Source organism: Streptomyces sp. GL_148 (assembly GCF_057834205.1).
Map to the genome: position 1 here is coordinate 1,140,247 of NZ_CM174396.1, position 16,200 is coordinate 1,156,446.

At 70.6% G+C, this 16,200-nt stretch carries 15 protein-coding genes; 8 read left to right on the forward strand and 7 right to left on the reverse strand.

The window, feature by feature from the left end; translation table 11 throughout:
- Positions 1-65: 65 nt before the first annotated feature.
- Positions 66-1,655, reverse strand: coding sequence for a phage tail sheath subtilisin-like domain-containing protein (locus tag AC3IYI_RS05185; RefSeq protein WP_489409079.1), 1,590 nt, complete (start codon positions 1,653-1,655; stop codon positions 66-68).
- 170 nt (positions 1,656-1,825) lie between these two features.
- On the opposite strand from AC3IYI_RS05185, the gene AC3IYI_RS05190 reads away from it, so the two are divergent.
- Entirely contained in the window at positions 1,826-3,322 is a 1,497-nt protein-coding gene (locus tag AC3IYI_RS05190) for an RICIN domain-containing protein (RefSeq protein ID WP_489409080.1), read from the forward strand.
- Positions 3,323-3,348: 26 nt separating this feature from the next.
- Here the strand turns inward: AC3IYI_RS05190 and AC3IYI_RS05195 are convergent, their stop codons facing one another.
- The 3 genes from AC3IYI_RS05195 to AC3IYI_RS05205 all read right to left on the reverse strand — a co-directional run bounded on the left by AC3IYI_RS05195 (position 3,349) and on the right by AC3IYI_RS05205 (position 6,911).
- Positions 3,349-5,427: an ATP-binding protein gene (locus AC3IYI_RS05195; protein WP_489409081.1), complete on the reverse strand. Its 2,079-nt coding sequence runs from the start codon at positions 5,425-5,427 to the stop codon at positions 3,349-3,351.
- Entirely contained in the window at positions 5,424-6,086 is a 663-nt protein-coding gene (locus AC3IYI_RS05200) for a Pvc16 family protein (protein WP_489409082.1), read from the reverse strand. The genes AC3IYI_RS05195 and AC3IYI_RS05200 overlap by 4 nt, the downstream gene beginning before the upstream one ends.
- Before the next feature lie 165 nt (positions 6,087-6,251).
- Entirely contained in the window at positions 6,252-6,911 is a 660-nt protein-coding gene (locus AC3IYI_RS05205; RefSeq protein WP_489409083.1) for a helix-turn-helix transcriptional regulator, read from the reverse strand.
- A gap of 197 nt (positions 6,912-7,108) precedes the next feature.
- Here AC3IYI_RS05205 and AC3IYI_RS05210 point away from each other — a divergent pair, with 197 nt between their 5' ends.
- Both AC3IYI_RS05210 and AC3IYI_RS05215 read left to right on the forward strand, forming a co-directional pair.
- On the forward strand, positions 7,109-7,828 hold the full coding sequence (locus tag AC3IYI_RS05210; RefSeq protein WP_489409084.1) for a response regulator transcription factor: 720 nt from the start codon (positions 7,109-7,111) through the stop codon (positions 7,826-7,828).
- 309 nt (positions 7,829-8,137) lie between these two features.
- Entirely contained in the window at positions 8,138-8,560 is a 423-nt protein-coding gene (locus AC3IYI_RS05215) for a hypothetical protein (RefSeq protein ID WP_489409085.1), read from the forward strand.
- 343 nt (positions 8,561-8,903) lie between these two features.
- On the opposite strand, the gene AC3IYI_RS05220 is transcribed toward AC3IYI_RS05215, so the two are convergent.
- Together AC3IYI_RS05220 and AC3IYI_RS05225 are read right to left on the reverse strand one after the other, a co-directional pair.
- Positions 8,904-9,095 (reverse strand): hypothetical protein, encoded by a 192-nt coding sequence (locus tag AC3IYI_RS05220; RefSeq protein ID WP_489409086.1) that lies wholly within the window; start codon positions 9,093-9,095, stop codon positions 8,904-8,906.
- Positions 9,041-9,793, reverse strand: a complete 753-nt coding sequence (locus AC3IYI_RS05225) for a hypothetical protein (RefSeq protein WP_489409087.1) — start codon at positions 9,791-9,793, stop codon at positions 9,041-9,043. Before AC3IYI_RS05225 ends, AC3IYI_RS05220 begins: the two co-directional genes overlap by 55 nt.
- Positions 9,794-9,831: 38 nt before the next feature.
- Here AC3IYI_RS05225 and AC3IYI_RS05230 point away from each other — a divergent pair, with 38 nt between their 5' ends.
- From AC3IYI_RS05230 to AC3IYI_RS05250, 5 genes are all read left to right on the forward strand, one after another.
- Positions 9,832-10,017, forward strand: coding sequence for an Ldh family oxidoreductase (locus tag AC3IYI_RS05230; RefSeq protein ID WP_489409088.1), 186 nt, complete (start codon positions 9,832-9,834; stop codon positions 10,015-10,017).
- A gap of 63 nt (positions 10,018-10,080) precedes the next feature.
- On the forward strand, positions 10,081-10,908 hold the full coding sequence (locus tag AC3IYI_RS05235; protein WP_489409089.1) for a siderophore-interacting protein: 828 nt from the start codon (positions 10,081-10,083) through the stop codon (positions 10,906-10,908).
- Between the two features lie 264 nt (positions 10,909-11,172).
- On the forward strand, positions 11,173-11,622 hold the full coding sequence (locus tag AC3IYI_RS05240; RefSeq protein WP_489409090.1) for a hypothetical protein: 450 nt from the start codon (positions 11,173-11,175) through the stop codon (positions 11,620-11,622).
- A 763-nt stretch (positions 11,623-12,385) separates the two neighbouring features.
- Positions 12,386-13,531, forward strand: a complete 1,146-nt coding sequence (locus AC3IYI_RS05245; RefSeq protein ID WP_489409091.1) for a PLP-dependent cysteine synthase family protein — start codon at positions 12,386-12,388, stop codon at positions 13,529-13,531.
- Between the two features lie 17 nt (positions 13,532-13,548).
- Entirely contained in the window at positions 13,549-14,832 is a 1,284-nt protein-coding gene (locus tag AC3IYI_RS05250; RefSeq protein WP_489411893.1) for an MDR family MFS transporter, read from the forward strand.
- An 85-nt stretch (positions 14,833-14,917) separates the two neighbouring features.
- Here the strand turns inward: AC3IYI_RS05250 and AC3IYI_RS05255 are convergent, their stop codons facing one another.
- Entirely contained in the window at positions 14,918-16,081 is a 1,164-nt protein-coding gene (locus tag AC3IYI_RS05255) for a HupE/UreJ family protein (RefSeq protein ID WP_489409092.1), read from the reverse strand.
- Positions 16,082-16,200 lie beyond the last annotated feature (119 nt).

Below are 16,200 nucleotides of genomic sequence, written 5' to 3' on the forward strand. Positions count from 1 at the left end.
GGTGTCCTTCCGAAAGGTCTTGACTGCGTACGGAGAAAGCGGAGAAGGGGGCGGAGCTCTGGGGGCTACTCCTCCAGCTCTCCGCTGCCGCTGGAGAACTGGGCCAGCCGGAAGATCACGAACTCGGCGGGCTTGACCGGCGCGATGCCGATCTCGCAGATGACCCGCCCCAGGTCGACCGACTCCGCCGGGTTGGTCTCCTCGTCGCACTTGACGTAGTACGCCTCTTCGGGCCGGCCGCCGAACAGCGCGCCGTTGCGCCACTCGTTGACCAGGAAGGCGGAGACGTTGCGCCGGATCCGGGCCCACAGGTGCTGGTCGTTCGGCTCGAAGACCACCCACTGGGTGCCGATCAGGATCGACTCCTCCAGGTAGTTGAAGTAGCGGCGCACGTTCAGGTAGCGCCAGGCCGGGTCGGAGGACAGGGTGCGGGCTCCCCAGACGCGGATGCCGCGGCCGGGGAAGGCGCGGATGCAGTTGACGCCGACGGGGTTGAGCAGGTCCTGCTCACCGCGGGTGATCTGGATCTCCAGGTCAACCGCGCCGCGTACGACCTCGTTGGCCGGCGCCTTGTGCACTCCGCGCTCGGCGTCGTTGCGGGCCCAGACACCGGCGATGTGACCGCTCGGCGGGATCAGCCGGGACTGGCCGCTGGCCGGGTCGAACGCCTTGATCCAGGGGTAGTACAGGGCCGCGTACTTGGAGTCGTATCCGGCGGTCTCCTGCCGCCAGACGCGGATCTGGCGGGCGTTGAGGCCCGGCGGCGGGTCGATGACCGCGACGCGGTCGCCCATCAGCTCGCAGTGCGCGATCAGCCCCAGCTGTACGGCCTTGACCTGCTCCAGGTCGATGGCGCCGCGCTGATAGGCGGCCATCAGGTCGGGAACCGCGACCATCGAGACCTCGTCGACGGCCTCCAGGCCGCCGAATCCGGTGCGGTCGGCCGAATCGCCGAGGTACTGGGCGGGACCGGGGTGGGCGCCGGCCGCCGCGGCCGGGACGGGCTGCGCGGGGGCCGCGGCCGGCGCCTGGGCCGCCAGCGCCACCGTCTGGTTCTCGGGCCGCGCCAACTGCCCGGCGGGGGCCGCCTCCTGCACGGTGATGAGCTTGGACTGCTCCTTGACCTGGGTGACCACGTACGTGCGGCCGGCCTTCTTGGCGCTCACGTCGAAGGTCTCGGCGACCCTGTCGCCGTCCTTGACGATCAGCTTGAACCGGTCGCCGGGGCCCTCGCCCTCCGGGTCGGCGACCTCGACGCTCAGGGCGCCGGGCGCCGCGGCCGCCACCGTGAAGGTGCCGAGCTGCTTGGGCTCCCCGGGCGGCAGCGCGGCGGGTGCCGCTGCGCCCTTCACGGCTGCGGGCGGGGCGGAATCGACGGGCGCGCCTCCGGGGGCGCCGCCGACGCGGACGACGTAGGCGGCCGAACCACCGTTGTTGAAGAAGCCGTAGACGCTGTGCGCGAGGTAGTAGCCGTCGGTGAAGTCACCGAAGGACGCCACGTACTGGGTCCAGTTGGTCACCAGCGTCGGCTCGTGCAGGGGGCCGGCCGGCGCGAGACCCACGAAGGCGGCCACCGAGGTGCCCACCCCCTCGATGGGGCGGGAGCCACTGGCCACCTCCTCGACATATACGCCCGGCGACAGGTAGGACGGCATGCTCTGCTCTCCTCGGGGTACGGGACGGGATGCATCCACCCTCGGCCGTGAGCCGGTCCGGCGGAACGTCCTGCGGTACCTGTTCGAGGGCAGCACGGTTGCCCGCAGGGGCAGGGAAGGCTGCCCCGGGGCTTCTGACCGGCGCGACGGCGCCGTCTTAGCGTCGTGGCGTGAGCCTTTGGACTTCCTTGGAACCCGCCTCCGCGACCGTGGACCCGGGCGGCAGCACCGCGGTGCGGCTACGCTTGCGCAACACCGGTGATGTCGTCGACGAGTACCGCTTCGAACCGGTCGGCGCCATCGCGCCGTGGACCACCGTGGAACCGGCCGCACTCCGGCTGTACCCCGGGACCACGGGGACGGTGGAGCTGACGTTCGCGCCGCCGCGCACGCCCGACGCGACGGCCGGCGCGAACCCGTACGCCGTACGCATCACCCCGACCGAGCACCCCGAGGCGGTGACCGTACCCGAGGGCAATCTGACCATCACGCCGTTCAGCGAGATACGCACGGAGCTGGTACCGCACACCGTCAAGGGCCGCCTCCGCGGACGCCCCAGGCTCGCCGTGGACAACATCGGCAACACCCCGCTCACCGCCTCCCTCAGCGGCAGCGACAACGGCGACCAGCTCTCGTACGACATCCAGCCGAGCAACATCCAGATCCAGCCGGGCCGCGCCGCGTTCGTGAAGACGACGCTCAAGCCGCGCGAGATCATCTGGTTCGGCTCGAAGCAGCAGCGACCGTACGCGCTGACCGTGCAGCGGTCGGGGGTGGCCCCGCTCGACGTCGAGGGCAAGTACGTCCAGCGCGGGTTCCTGCCCGGCTGGCTCGCCACCTTCCTCGGCATCTTCCTGGCGCTCGCCATCACATTCGTGCTGCTCTGGATCGCGTACAAGCCCCAGGTTCGCAGCGCCGCCGTGGAGCAGCTCCAGGAAGCCGGCGCGAGCACGATCCCGCCGGCCGAGCCGAGCGCGGCCCCGCCGCTCGCAGCGCCGTCCCCTCCTCCGGTGGAAGAACCGGCGCCGTCCAAGCCCCCGGAGGGCGCCGGCGGCGCAACGGGCGGAAGCGGTGGCGGAGGTGGCGGAGGTGGGGGCGGTGGCGGTGCAGCCAAGCCCCCGCCGGCTCCGCCGGTCCCGAAGAAGCCCGAGCCGCGGACCCTGAACAACATCCTGCTGAGGCTCCGGCCCGTCAAGGCGTGCATCGACCTCCCCGGCCGCGACGACGCGCAACGCGGAGGTCCGGCCAATGTGGGCACCTGCAACCCGGACCCCAAGGACAACGAGCGCTGGAACCTGGAGCTGGTCCACCCGACCATGGGTCCCGGGGGCTCGGCGCTCTTCCAGATCCGCAGCGTCAGGGGCGGGCTCTGCCTGGACCTGCCGGGGGTGGGCGCAAAGCCCGCCGGCACCGCGCTGTCCACGTACGGCTGCAACGGCACCACCGCCGACAACCAGCTGTGGTGGCTGGAGAAGCAGGACAGCGAGACCTACTGGATCCGCAACTTCGCCAGCAACAACACCTGCCTGGACTGGACCGGCCCCACCCAGAGCAATGACCCCGCCCGGCTCAGGCTCAGGAACAACGACTGCCGCAAGGGCGAGGACCTGTGGCAGCTGATCAACCCCACGGTGCCGGACTGGCAGATCGTCCACCCCCTGGGCTGAGCACGGCGGCCGGCCACCGGCCGCCGCTACCAGCCGCCCTCGCCCGGCACCAGGCGGCCCGCCTTGCGGTACTCGCGGCGGGCCCCTTCCAACAGGTCGGCCGTGGTGACGTGTTCACCGCGGCCGGCCGCGGCGTAGGCGGCGGTGACGACGGCGCTGCGGATCGACCCGCCGGCCAGCTCGAAGTCCCGGGCGCACGCGCCCGGGTCGGTGCCCTCGGCGCACGGCACGCGGGCGAGGCTGTGGCGCCACAGCGCCAGCCTCTGCTCCGCGTCCGGGAACGGGAAGTCGATCACCAGGTCCAGCCGCCGGGTGAACGCCTCGTCGATGTTGGCCCGCAGGTTGGTGGTGAGCAGCGCGATGCCGTCGAAGGACTCCAGACGCTGGAGCAGGTACGCGCTCTCCATGTTGGCGTAGCGGTCGTGCGAATCCTTGACCTCGGAGCGCTTGCCGAACACGGCATCCGCCTCGTCGAAGAGGAGCACGGCGTCGGTCTGGTCGGCCTCGGTGAAGATCCGCTCCAGGTTCTTCTCCGTCTCGCCCACGTACTTGTCGACGATCGAGGAGAGCTGGACGACGTAGAGATCGAGGCCGAGTTCGGCGGCGACGACCTCGGCCGACAGTGTCTTTCCCGTACCGGACTCGCCGGCGAGGAGCCCCAGGACTCCGCGGCCCCGGCCTCCGCCGGCACTGAGCCGCCAGTCACCGAGGACCCGGTCGCGGTGGCGGGCGCGCAGCGCGAGTTCGCGCAGCCGGGCCAGGGGCTGATCCGGCAGGACGAGGTCCTCCCAGCCGACGTCGGGCCGGATCCGGCGGGCGTGCCGTTCCAGGCCGGACGCGGACTGCTGGCGGGCGGCCAGCCGCAGGTGGTCGGCGGTCGGCGGGGTGCCGTCGAACGCGGCGAGCTCACGTGCGGCGCGCGCGGCCCGGGCGATGCCGTCGCCGCCGAGCCGGTACGGGGCCACGGTCGCGGCCATGTCGAACGCCGGGGCCCCGCCGAGCGCGGCCGACCAGGCCGCCACGGCTCCGGCCGGCAGCCGGGGCGCGTCCAGCACCAGCGGGTCGCGGGCGCACCACCGGGGGTCGTAGGGCCGCGCCCCGATGAACAGCACGGGGACGTCGGCCGCGGCCAGCGCCCGCAGCAGCGGGCCCGGCTCGTCCGGCACCTGTGACACGACGAGCGCGCAGCCCCGCAGCCGTGCCTCGCGCAGCAGCTCCGGGAGCGGTACGTCGCCGCCGTCGCCGTGGGCGGTGACGTGCAGGGCGTCGAGCCCGGCCGCCCGCAGGGCCGCCGCGGCGACTGCGAGCCCGTCGCCCTCGCGGTGTTCGCGCAGGTAGACGGAACGGCGGGCCGGGGTGCGCGTGGGGACGGTCAGCCAATCGGCGAGCCTGCGGGTGAACTCCTCGTCGTACGGCCCCTCGGGCGTGGCCAGCGCACGGATGTGCCCGGCGAGCGCGGCGTCCGGGCGGTCGTCGCCGAGCAGATGGGCGATCAGCCGGTCTGGTACGCGCAACACGCGGCTGAGGAAGGGCCGTTCGGGCTCCTCGACCTCAACGAAACCGAGCGCGGACAGCTGCGCCGACGGATGGAACCTGGCACGGGCCCAGGCCAGGTGGACGGGCACGGCGCACAGGTCGAGGGCGAGCCCGGTGGTGGCCCGGCGTCGGCTGACGTCGTCGTTCAGGTAGCCGTACAACGACTCGAAGGTGCGGTCCACGTCGGGCGCCAGGGCGACCAGCAGCAGGCAGGCGTCCAGCATCGTGAGTCCGTGCCGGTCCACGAGCCCGGCGAGCCGGTCGCCGCTGAGGGCCGCGGCCCCGCGCATCGCCCGGTCCACCGCGTCCGCCCCCGCCTCGCCGGCCGTCGGTGACGGATCCGGTACGCCGGGGTCCAGCAGGTGCCGTACGGCCTCGTCGGAGAGGTACAGGCCGCGCAGCGGGTCGTCGGCGGTGGGATCGGTGGCGCTGCGCTGCTCGACCAGCAGGGCGGCCCGGTCGCGGACCAGGTCCAGCCGGGCGAGGAGCGCGTGGGCCGCGTCCGGTACGGGCCCGGGTGAGGACGGCACGGTGTCTTCCTGGTGGGCGGGGGCGGCGTACGGGGTCATCGCTGTCGGGGCTCCGGGCTCCGGCGGGCGGCCGCCTCGGCGTGCCTCGGCTGGTGCCGCCTTTCCGGCGAGTCGTCCAGGCTGCCGTCGACGGCGCGCACGCGCACGGCGGCGCCCTCGGTGACCGGCGGCCCGGCGTCGTACTCGGGGAACGCGGGGAACGGGGCGGTCACCACCAGGTCCAGGGAGGGCTTCAGTTCCCCGCCGAGCGCGGACCAGATCTCGGCCAGGGACCGCGCCTCGGTCTGGATCCCGGCGACCGTCACGGGCACGGACAGTCCCAGCGCGCGCAAGGAGCCCGGCAGTTCCTCGGCGGGCAGCATCTCGCGGGGCAGCAGGGTGGCCAGTACCGCGGAGAGCAGCCGGTGTTCGTCCTTGGGCTGCTTCGTCCAGGCCGTGACGAGATAGGACAGCCGGAACCAGCGGGGTGGCTGTCGGCGCTTGAGCACGGCTCCCCGGTCGTCCTTGACCGGGACGGTGCCGCGGTGGCGCCGTCCGACGTCCTCACGGATGTCGTACAAGTAGGCGTTGACAGCTGTGGTGTTGCGGCGGGCGGCCCAGTCGCGGGTCGGAGCTTCGAAGGAGACCTCGATGCCGGAGCCGGCCAGTGCGCCACCGTTCAGCAGCCGTTCGAGGACCTCGTCCACCTCGTGGATCATCGTCGCGCTCCCGCCTTGCCTGAGGTGCCGCTCCGCCGCCCCGGCGCGATCGCCGGACGGGCGCTTTCCATCCTTCTCGGCGCCGCGGACGGCCCGCAAGCACTCGGGGACCGGCGCGGGGGCGGAGCCTTGCGTCCGGTCGGACACCCGCCGTTGCCCTCGAGGTCAGAGGTAGCCTTCCCGCAGGGCATAGGCCACGGCATGGGCCCGGTTGCGCAGGTACAGGCGGGTGGTCAGCCCGTGCATGACGTTCTTGACGGTGCGTTCGGAGTAGGAGAGCTTGTCGGCGATCTCGGCGGTGTCGAGTCCCTCCGCGACGAGCCGCAGGACGTCCACCTCGCGCGGCGCCAGTCCCGTCACCGGTGCGCCGGTCCGTCCGACAGCCGATCGCTGGAGCGTGCCCACCTGACTCATCAGGCGGCCGAGCAGGTCCGCGGGGAGGTCTCCGTCCCCCCGTGAGGCCGCGAGCACGGCTTGCAGCAGACGGTGCGCGGTGGCCTCGTGGCGCCAGACGACGGCCCCGACACCGCATTCGATGACGTCGAGGAGTTCGGCCTCCCGTACGGCGCTCACCACGAGGACGGCGCGGGCCCCTTCCCCGCGCACCACCCGGCGCAGGCGCGTGAACGTGGTCTCGTCCAGCGTCTCGCCGATCAGCACCGCGACGGCCCCGGGCCCGGCCTCCGCCTCGTCACGGAGTTCGACCACAGGATGCTGCCGCAGCTGGCTGACCACCCCCGCACGGGATATCGGATCCGCCGCGTGGACCACGACCGGGATCCGCCGGTCCAGATCTGCCGTTCCCGGTCCCGTTCCCGTTCCCATTCCAGTCCCCCCATCAATTCCCCCTGCCATTTGCCTCATTCATGGTTGACCGGCGGCACTCCGGTCCGGTAGGCGCCAGGCGGTTACGGAACGCTTACGTGGATCATCCGGACGAACGGGCGGTGGGCCGGAGGCAGTCGGCAGGATCGTCCTGGACTGGCCGTGACCTCGTGGAAGCCGCGTGCGAGGCTGACCGCATGCAACCTGAACCACCCCTTCGGATTCTTGTCGTCGATGACGACGCGACGGTCACCGAGGTCGTCACCGGTTACCTGAAGAACGCCGGCTTCCTCGTCGACACCGCCGCCGACGGACACGAGGCCCTGGTGTGCGCCGCGCGCGGCCGGCCCGATCTCGTCGTCCTGGACCTGATGCTCCCCGGAATGGACGGCATCGATGTGTGCCGCGCCCTGCGCGAGGGAGACGCGGCGTCGCCCGCCGTCATCATGCTCACGGCACGAGGAGAGGAAGAGGACCGCGTACTCGGCCTGGAGGTCGGGGCCGACGACTACGTCACCAAGCCCTTCAGCCCGCGCGAACTCGTACTGCGGGTGCAGTCCGTACTGCGCCGCCGTGCCGCCGTCTCGGCCGCGCCCCGCACCGGAGCCCTCCTGAGGGCCGCGGACCTGGTGGTTGACCCGGCCGCCCGCCTGGCCGTCCAGGGAGGGAGGGAACTCGCCCTCACCCTGCGCGAGTTCGACCTCCTGGTCTACCTGATGCGCAATCCGGGGCGGGCCATCACGCGGGAACAGTTGCTGCAAGACGTATGGGACTGGGAGTTCGGCGACCTGTCCACGGTGACCGTCCACGCGCGACGGCTCCGTACCAAGATCGAGGAAGACCCGGCGAACCCCAGGCTGATCCAGACCGTCTGGGGCGTGGGCTACCGCTTCGATCCCACTGCAGAGAAGGGCTGAACACGATGCGGGACCAGGACATATTCCTCATCGCTCTCTACGCCCTGGGCGGCGCGGCGGCGGCCGGAACGCTGGGGGCGGTGGTCCTGCGGGCAGTCCGCGGCGGAAGGGTGCGTCTCCCAGCTGCGCTTGATGCAGGCGGAAGGCTCTGAGGTGCATCTGGAGGTCTACGGTTTCGCGGACCACGGGTCAGAATTCCTGGTTCCTGCTCCCCTGTTTTCCAGGATTGCCCAGCTGGGTGTTCCCTTGTCTCTCACACCCAACTTGAACTCCCGGTGACCCGGCAGAAGAAATGGAGGACTCTTGAGCATGCGTGAGAGCTGGCGAGGTGTACGCGTCGCGCTGGTGGTCGGCAAGGAAGGAGTCGACGCGCACCGCGTTGCCGCGGCCGTGGAACTGGTACCGGAGCTGTTGACTGACGGCTCCCACGTCGAGTCGACGGTGGACCGCTGGACCTGGAATGTCAGCAAGGGCGAGAGGGATACGCTGGAGGTCCAGGCTTTCACCCTGGTTACCCAGATCCACCCCAGACTGGAAAGCCTGCTGGCGCTCCAGCGAGATGGATATTCAGTGCATGTGGACATCGCAGGCACGGCGGAAACCGGGTCGACGATGGTCGTGCCCCCCGCTCTCCTGTCGGAGTTGGCGTCCCTGGGCACTCCGGTCACCTTCACCTGCCTTACGGAGGCAGGGGTTCCCGAGAGCGACCCCCTGAGCTGGCTCGACGGGTAGGAGCCCTGTCGGGTGCGCATGCTCAGGACCTCCCCAAACCTGTGCCGGGCCCGTCGAATCGAACCCCTTCTCGCAGTAGCAGCGTTGCGTGAACCACGCACGGCGACGACGTCGCCCCGGCACGAAGAAGAAGTCCCAGTGGTGACTACAGGACCCGGGTGGTGCTGGGCGGCCACCCCAATGAGTGCGGACCAAGATCCGAGCCACGTGAGAACGGCGCCTGACCTGCGGCCCACCACTGACGCATGCGGCTGCGGTGCGCGGGGATTCGATCCGGGCCGTGAACAGCGAACGGCCGCCGTCCCCGAGAGTTCGGGGACGGCGGCCCGGGGCTCGGTGGCCGCTACTGGAAGGCCTCGTAGTCGTTCCAGCCATTGCCGACGAAGGCCGGAGCGCCGAAGGACGAGGTGCCGGTGTCTCCGGTGGTGCCCGGGTACAGGTACATCTCCCCTGTGTTCCGGATCGTGGCGAGCACATCGGTCAGGCCGTCGTTGTTGACGTCGCCGACCAGGAAGTCGGCCCCGCCCCAGCCCACGCCGATGGTGAGGGGCCCGCTGAGCTGGCTGTCGGCGGTGCTGCTGCCGGTGCCCGGGTACACCACCATGTCACCGTTGCCGTTGCCCCCGGGGCCCATGCACCCGGGGTGAGCCGCGTCTCACCGGGGTTCGTGGTGTCCTGGTTGCAGGCCAGGCAGTTCTCCTCGTCCCACACGAACTGCCTGCGCTTGCCCGTCGCGGCGGTGTTCACCGTGGCGGTGAGGTTGCCGTTGGCGTCGTAGGTGTAGGTCGTGCGCACCCCCTTGCCGGTCTCCTGGAGGGTCTTCTGGCCGAACTTGTCGTAGTCCAGCCGTTCCAGGTGGGTGAAGTCGGTCCCGCCCTTGACCCCGGTCGCCCGCGTGACCTGGCCACCGGAGTCGTAGGCGTAGGTGAGCACCTCGCCGTCGGGGTAGGTCAACTGCAGCACGCGGTTGAACGTGTCGTAGCGCCACGCGGTCGCATAGGTGCGTGGTGACCCGCTGACGGCGCTGATCGTGCGCGCCTCCCTGGTCAGCTCACCCAGCGGCCCGTAGCCGCGGGTGATCGTCCCGGCCGCGCCCCGGACCTCGGTGATCCGCGACGCGGCGTTGTCCGCCGAGCCCGGGGCGCCGTAGGAGTAGGTGACGTCGTTGCCCGTCAGGATCGCCGAACAGGGCATGCTCGGCATCGGCTTCGGCTTCGGCTTCGTCGCCGGCATGCCCCAACATGGGTTGCACCGGCGTCAAGGGCGCCGCCGTGGCCGCCAGGCCGCTCACCATCGCCGTACCCGCCGGGGGCCACGCACCGCTGCTCCTCGACATGGCCACCGCCATCGTTGCCCTCGGCGAGATCCGCCAGGCCAAGGCGAGCGGCACCCCGGTCCCCGAAGGTGGACCCCGCTCTCTCCACCCTCAAGGAACCCCGGAAGCCCTCGCCCCGTAGGCTGCGGCTCCCCAGGGCCCCGCAGGCCCTCGATCACTCGAACTTTCAAGTGGAGGAGGCGTCGTGGCCGAACGGCCCGCCCGCAAGACCGGTACCGCACGCGTCGTGCGCACCGAACAGCTGACTCCGCACATGGTGCGGATCGTCCTGGGCGGTGAGGAACTGGCCGGGTTCACGGCCGGCCGCTTCACCGACCACTACATCAAGATCCTCTTCGCGGCCGAGGGCGTCACCTACCCGGAGCCCTGGGACATGGGACACATCCGATCGGCGTTTGCGCGCGAGGAATGGCCGCGCAACCGGGTCTACACCGTGCGCACTTGGGATCCGGACCAGCTGGAGCTGTCGGTGGACTTCGTCGTTCACGGCGAGGAAGGCCTCGCCGGTCCGTGGGCGGCCCGGGTCCAGCCGGGCGAGCGGGTGTACTTCATCGGCCCGGGCGGTTCCTACGCGCCCGATCCGGATGCCGACTGGCATCTGCTGGCCGGGGACGAGAGCGCGCTGCCGGCCATCGCCGCGGCCATGGAGCGGATGCCGGAGGGGGCCACCGTGCACGCCTTCATCGAGGTCTCCGGCCCGGCGGAGGAACAGAAGATCGTGACGGCCGACGGTGTTGTCCCGGTCTGGCTCCACCGAGGCGAGCGCCCGATCGGCGAACCGCTGCTGGAGGCGGTCTCCTCGCTCGCCTTCCCCGAAGGCACCCCGGACGTCTTCGTCCACGGCGAGGCCGGCTTCGTCAGGGAACTTCGCCGCCACCTCCGCCAGGAGCGGCAGGTCCCGCGCGATCGCCTTTCACTCTCCGGCTACTGGCGCCAAGGCCAGAGCGACGAGGCGTGGAGCGCCGTCAAACGGGACTGGCACGCGCAGGTCGAGACCGAACAAGAGGCGTAGTCGGGGGCAAGCGGCCTGCAACGGCAGCTGCGGCGATGTGTCCTCGGCGTCGTCCGGGGCCGGCTGGGAGTTCAGGCACCCGAGCTCATTCACGGTTCGTTCGATGCTCACGGAGAATTCACGCCACATTCGGCACTGGCCGGAACATGTACATGTTCCGGCCAGTGCCGAACATCCCCCATGCTCCCTATGCGCACCTATGTAAATTCGCCACAGCCAGAGGGGGGTTGCCATCAGGTCCGCGGAATCGGCTACGATCACGACATGATTACGGCGCGGTCACCCATCGGTGTTCTGCGGGCCCAGGTATCCACCGGTCCGCTGCGCGCCCTTTGGCTGACCCTGCTGATGCTGGGCCTCGTGTACGCACACGGCGTCAGCGCCGAGAATGCGCCGCACCACTCCACCGGCCCCTCCATGGCCCTGCTGAATTCCAGCCATACGCCTGCCGATACCGGCGAGATTTCGCAGAGCGCTTTTCAGTCCACTGCGGTGGCTGACGAAGTCGCCACGACGACGCCGGAGCATCCGGCCGAGCAGTGCATGCCCGGACAGTCACAGCAGGGCGCTGCCACGCCGCAGATCACCTGTCCGGATGTTCTTGGTGACGACGTGCGCTGCGATCACTTCTCCCCCAAGGTTCCCGCGGCCGACGGCCGGGCCAACCGTCCGCCGTCGGCGGCGTCAAGAGGGCCGGCGGTCCTGCAGATCTAGGTCCTGGGGCTCTCCTCGAGCTGGTCGACTCCCCCCGTTGAACCATGCGGCTGACCTCAGCTGCCGTCTTCGGTGCGTCCGGTGGAATCGGACCCCCGCACCCCTATGGTTCACAGATCTGAACGGGACTGTCGTCGGCGCCTCCCCGACCTGATCGATCTCTGTCTGCTTCCCTCTTCGGAGTTACCGAGAGGGGGCACCGCACGGAGGAATAGTGCCGTTCCACCCGCTCAAGATTCTCTACGGTGTAGCCGGCCGAATGCGGAGCACGCTGGCCGCCTGCATTCTCGCCGCGGTGACGATCGCTTCGATCACCTGCTTGGTCCATCCTCAGGCAGCCGGACACTCCCACGGCGAGACCCTCGCGCCGCCCCACCACCGGACCGCCGAATTCACAGGCGGTGCACCCCAGGTGCCGGATTCTGCCGAATTTTGCATTCCGGCCGGCCGCTCCCTGGCTGAGGGGCAACCAGCGCCCGCTCATACCCCTGCCGCTGCGATCCCAGCCGTGACCGGCGTCACCATCAGCTTCCCGGTGGCCCGGCACCGGCCGGTTCCCCGACGTCTGGCAGTCAATGCGGGGCGCTTCACGCTCATAAGAGTGTGCCGGTGGCGAATCTAGAGCTCATCCGTGCGGCCGCCCGTACCGGCCGCCGCCGTTGCTGCCCCGATGGGACGCGGGAGGAATCTCCCTCCCACCCCTGACCGCAGCAGTCGGCGAGATGCGCACACAAACAGCCATCTACGCATGAGAGCCGAAAAGATGACCACTCTTCCCACTGCTGACACCCCGTCCACCCCGTCCGCCCCGTCCGCCCGGTCCTCCCTGTCCGGGCTGGTCGGCAACACACCGCTCCTGCATGTATCCGAGCCCTTCACCCGGGAAGGCCGCGGCTTCTGGGCGAAGCTGGAGGGCTTCAACCCGGGCGGGATCAAGGACCGTCCGGCCCTGCACATGGTCGAGCGGGCCCGTGCCCGCGGCGAGCTGCTCCCCGGCGCCCGGATCATCGAATCCACCAGCGGCACCCTCGGCCTCGGCCTCGCCCTGGCCGGCATGGTCTACGGCCATCCGGTCACTCTGGTCACCGACCCCGGGCTCGAGATGTCCATGAACCGGTTGCTGACCGCGTACGGGGCACAGGTCAACCTCGTCTCGGAGCCCCACCCGACCGGCGGCTGGCAGCAGGCCCGCCGCGACCGGGTGACCCAGCTGATGCAGCAGCACCCGGGCTCTTGGTGCCCCGACCAGTACAACAACCCCGACAACACCACCGCGTACACCCCGCTGGCACTGGAGCTGGCAGCCGAACTCGGCCACATCGACGTCCTGGTGTGCAGTGTGGGGACCGGCGGTCACTCCGCGGGTGTCTCCCGCGTCCTGCAGCAGCTCTACCCGGGATTGAAGCTCGTCGGCGTGGACACCATCGGCTCCACGATCTTCGGCCAGCCCGCCCGCTCCCGCCTGATGCGCGGCCTCGGCTCCAGCATCTACCCCCGCAACGTCGCGTACGAGAACTTCTCCGAGGTTCACTGGGTCTCCCCCGGCGAAGCCGTGTGGACCTGCCGCCGGCTCGCGGCATCCCATTACGCCACCGGCGGCTGGAGCGTGGGAGCGGTCGCCCTGGTCGCGGGGTGGCTGGCCCGCACCCTGCCCGCGGACGCTCGTATCGCCGCCGTCTTTCCCGACGGGCCGCAGCGCTACCTGGGCACGGTCTACGACGACGACTACTGCGCCGCCCACGGGCTGCTCGACGGGCCGCCCGCCGTCGAACCGGAGACGGTGGGCCGCATGGACGAGAAGGAGGTCACTCGCTGGACGCGGTGCACCACCGTGGTCGACCCCCTCACCCTCGCCGATGAGTCCGAGCCGAACCCGGACTCCACCGCGGTGGAGGAGGGCGACCGGTGAAGAGCACCCTGGCACACATGCGTTCCTACGAACACAGCGTCCAGCTGTTGATGGTGAACCAATTCACCATCAACCTCGGCTTCTACATGCTGATGCCGTACCTCGCTCAGCATCTCTCCGGATCGCTCGGGCTGGCGGGCTGGATCGTCGGACTCGTCCTGGGCGTACGCAACTTCAGCCAGCAGGGCATGTTCCTGATCGGTGGGACGCTGGCCGACCGCTTCGGCTACAAGCCGATGATCATTGCCGGGCTCGCGCTGCGCATCGTGGGCTTCGCGACCCTCGGGCTGGTCGGCTCCGTGCCCGCACTGATCGCCGCCTCCGCCGCGACAGGGCTGGCCGGAGCCCTGTTCAACCCCGCCACGCGGGCCTACCTGGCGGCGGACGCGGGTGACCGCCGGATCGAGGCCTTCGCCCTGTTCAACGTCTTCTACCAGGCGGGCATCCTGCTGGGCCCCTTGGTGGGCATGGTGCTGACCGGGGTCGACTTCCGCATCACCTGCCTCGTGGCCGCCGCGATCTTCGCTCTGCTGAGCATCGTGCAGATCCGGGCCTTGCCCGCCCGCCGGGGCAACGACGCGAAGGACCGGGCGGAGTCCCCGCGCGAGAGCGTGCTCAGCCAATGGCGGGGCATCTTGGCCAACCGCCCGTTCCTGCTCTTCTCCGTAGCCATGGTCGGCTCGTACGTGCTCACGTTCCAGGTGTATCTCGCCCTGCCCTTGGAAGTCCGGCGCCTGGGCGGCGACGGGGCGTTCGGAACGGGCGCCGCGGCCATGCTCTTCGCTGTATCCGGGCTCAGCACGATCCTCTTCCAGACCAAGGTGACGGCCTGGTGCAAGGCCCGGACGGAGCCGGGCCGGGCACTCACCTGGGGACTGCTCGCCATGGGCACCGCGTTCATCCCGCTGCTCATCGCCACGGCCGTCCCCGTGCCGGACGGCGGGGCGGGGCGCTGGCTGCTCGCGGCCGTGCCCTCGACACTCGCCGCCCTGCTGCTGGCCCTGGGCACGATGATCGCCTACCCATTCGAGATGGACACGATCGTGCGGCTCTCCGGCGACCGCCTGGTCGCCACCCACTACGGGCTGTACAACACCATCTGCGGCATCGGCATCGCCCTGGGGAACCTGGGGATCGGTGCGGCCCTGGACGCCGCCCGCGCTTCCGGGATGTCCGCACTGCCGTGGGCCGCGCTGGCCGCCCTCGGCTTCGCCTGCTCCACCGCGCTGTACGGGCTGCACCGCACCGGCCGCCTCAAGCCGCCGCTGCCCGAATCCCAGAAGCAGCCTGCGACGGCCTGATCCGTCGACCCGGGCGGAGGGGCGGACGGCACGACAGCGCCCGCCCCTCCCCCGGGCACCTCCCGGCAAGCACTGGTACAGGGGGCTACGCGGCGCCGCCCGCCGGCAGGAGGCGTTCGACGAACCAGACCAGGCCGATGACGCCGACGATCGCGGCCGCGGCTGCGTGGGCGAGGGTCGACCAGGAGCAGCGTCGCGCCAGCAGGAACAGCGGGAATGCCACCAGAACGATGGCGAGCTGTCCCAGTTCGATGCCCAGGTTGAAGCTCAGCAGCGAGAGGAGCAGCCGGCCTGCGAAGTCGTCGGTGAAGCTCAGGGCCCCGGCGAAGCCGAGGCCGTGCAACAGGCCGAAGCCGAACACGACGAGGACGCGGTGCCGCGATTCGCCGCGCGTGATGTTCTCCACTGCGACGTAGACGATGGACAGGGCGATCAGGGGCTCGACGATCTCGGCGGGGACTTCGACCCACCCGAGCACGGCAAGAGCGAGCGTCACGCTGTGCGCCACGGTGAAGCTGGTCGCGAGCCGGACGACGCTGCGCCATCCTTGCGCACCGAGCAAGAGGAGGACCAGGAAGAGCACATGGTCGATGCCGAGCAGGATGTGCTCGAGCCCCATGGACACGAACCGGCCCACCGACGACCAGGAGACGTCAAGGCCATCGGAGTGCGAAGCCCCGCGCCCCGCGTCAGCGGCGCCGCTCCGGCCGACCCGCAGTTCACGGTGGCCGGCGTCGAAGACGTCGCTCCCGCCCGAACCGCCGAGTTCGTAGTCGACCATGTTGGTGTGCTCGGCCCCGATGGCCTGCGTCTCGGAGAACACCCCGTAGCGCACGGTGAATTCACCGGCCCCCGTGCCCGGACACCGGTGGATCAGGAGCAAGCGGGCGTAGAGGAACTGCTGCCGCTTCGTGATCCCCGTGTCGTCGAGTTCGGCGGGGCAGGGGGCGCCGTCGAGGGCGACGGTCAGGCGGTCGGCCAGGTAGGCCACGAGTTGTGCCCGGTGGGTCTGGAGAAAGGCCTCGTGCTCGGCGTCCTTCGTGTCACGCGGCAGTGCGCCGAGGCCGGCGGCCTTCGTGAGCGTGTCGTAGTCCAGCTCCAGCGTGTTGCGAACCAGTGGCCCTTCCTGGCGGATCGTGGTCGTGCCGTCCGTCGTCGGGACATGGGCCGATGCCGTCGGGGCCGTCAACGACACCAGAATCCCCGCGAGAACCATGCCGCCCAGCGCGACGCGAAGCGCGCTGATCATTCGGCCGGGGGCAGCTCGGAGGCCTGGCGGAGTCCATGTCGTCACACCGAGGAAGTGGAGCGATCCGAGGCGTGGAGCGCATGTCGTGTTCATGTCCCGATGGCGACGCCTCGTTGAAC

What these genes read in the sequence shown, in the direction of transcription:
- AC3IYI_RS05185 (WP_489409079.1), bottom strand. Translation starts at nt 1,655, where the DNA reads ATGCCGTCCTACCTGTCGCCGGGCGTATATGTCGAGGAGGTGGCCAGT.
- AC3IYI_RS05195 (WP_489409081.1), bottom strand. Translation starts at nt 5,427, where the DNA reads ATGACCCCGTACGCCGCCCCCGCCCACCAGGAAGACACCGTGCCGTCC.
- AC3IYI_RS05200 (WP_489409082.1), bottom strand. Translation starts at nt 6,086, where the DNA reads ATGATCCACGAGGTGGACGAGGTCCTCGAACGGCTGCTGAACGGTGGC.
- AC3IYI_RS05205 (WP_489409083.1), bottom strand. Translation starts at nt 6,911, where the DNA reads ATGGGAACGGGAACGGGACCGGGAACGGCAGATCTGGACCGGCGGATC.
- AC3IYI_RS05210 (WP_489409084.1), top strand. Translation starts at nt 7,109, where the DNA reads ATGCAACCTGAACCACCCCTTCGGATTCTTGTCGTCGATGACGACGCG.
- AC3IYI_RS05215 (WP_489409085.1), top strand. Translation starts at nt 8,138, where the DNA reads ATGCGTGAGAGCTGGCGAGGTGTACGCGTCGCGCTGGTGGTCGGCAAG.
- AC3IYI_RS05225 (WP_489409087.1), bottom strand. Translation starts at nt 9,793, where the DNA reads ATGCCGGCGACGAAGCCGAAGCCGAAGCCGATGCCGAGCATGCCCTGT.
- AC3IYI_RS05240 (WP_489409090.1), top strand. Translation starts at nt 11,173, where the DNA reads ATGATTACGGCGCGGTCACCCATCGGTGTTCTGCGGGCCCAGGTATCC.
- AC3IYI_RS05245 (WP_489409091.1), top strand. Translation starts at nt 12,386, where the DNA reads ATGACCACTCTTCCCACTGCTGACACCCCGTCCACCCCGTCCGCCCCG.
- AC3IYI_RS05250 (WP_489411893.1), top strand. Translation starts at nt 13,549, where the DNA reads ATGCGTTCCTACGAACACAGCGTCCAGCTGTTGATGGTGAACCAATTC.
- AC3IYI_RS05255 (WP_489409092.1), bottom strand. Translation starts at nt 16,081, where the DNA reads ATGATCAGCGCGCTTCGCGTCGCGCTGGGCGGCATGGTTCTCGCGGGG.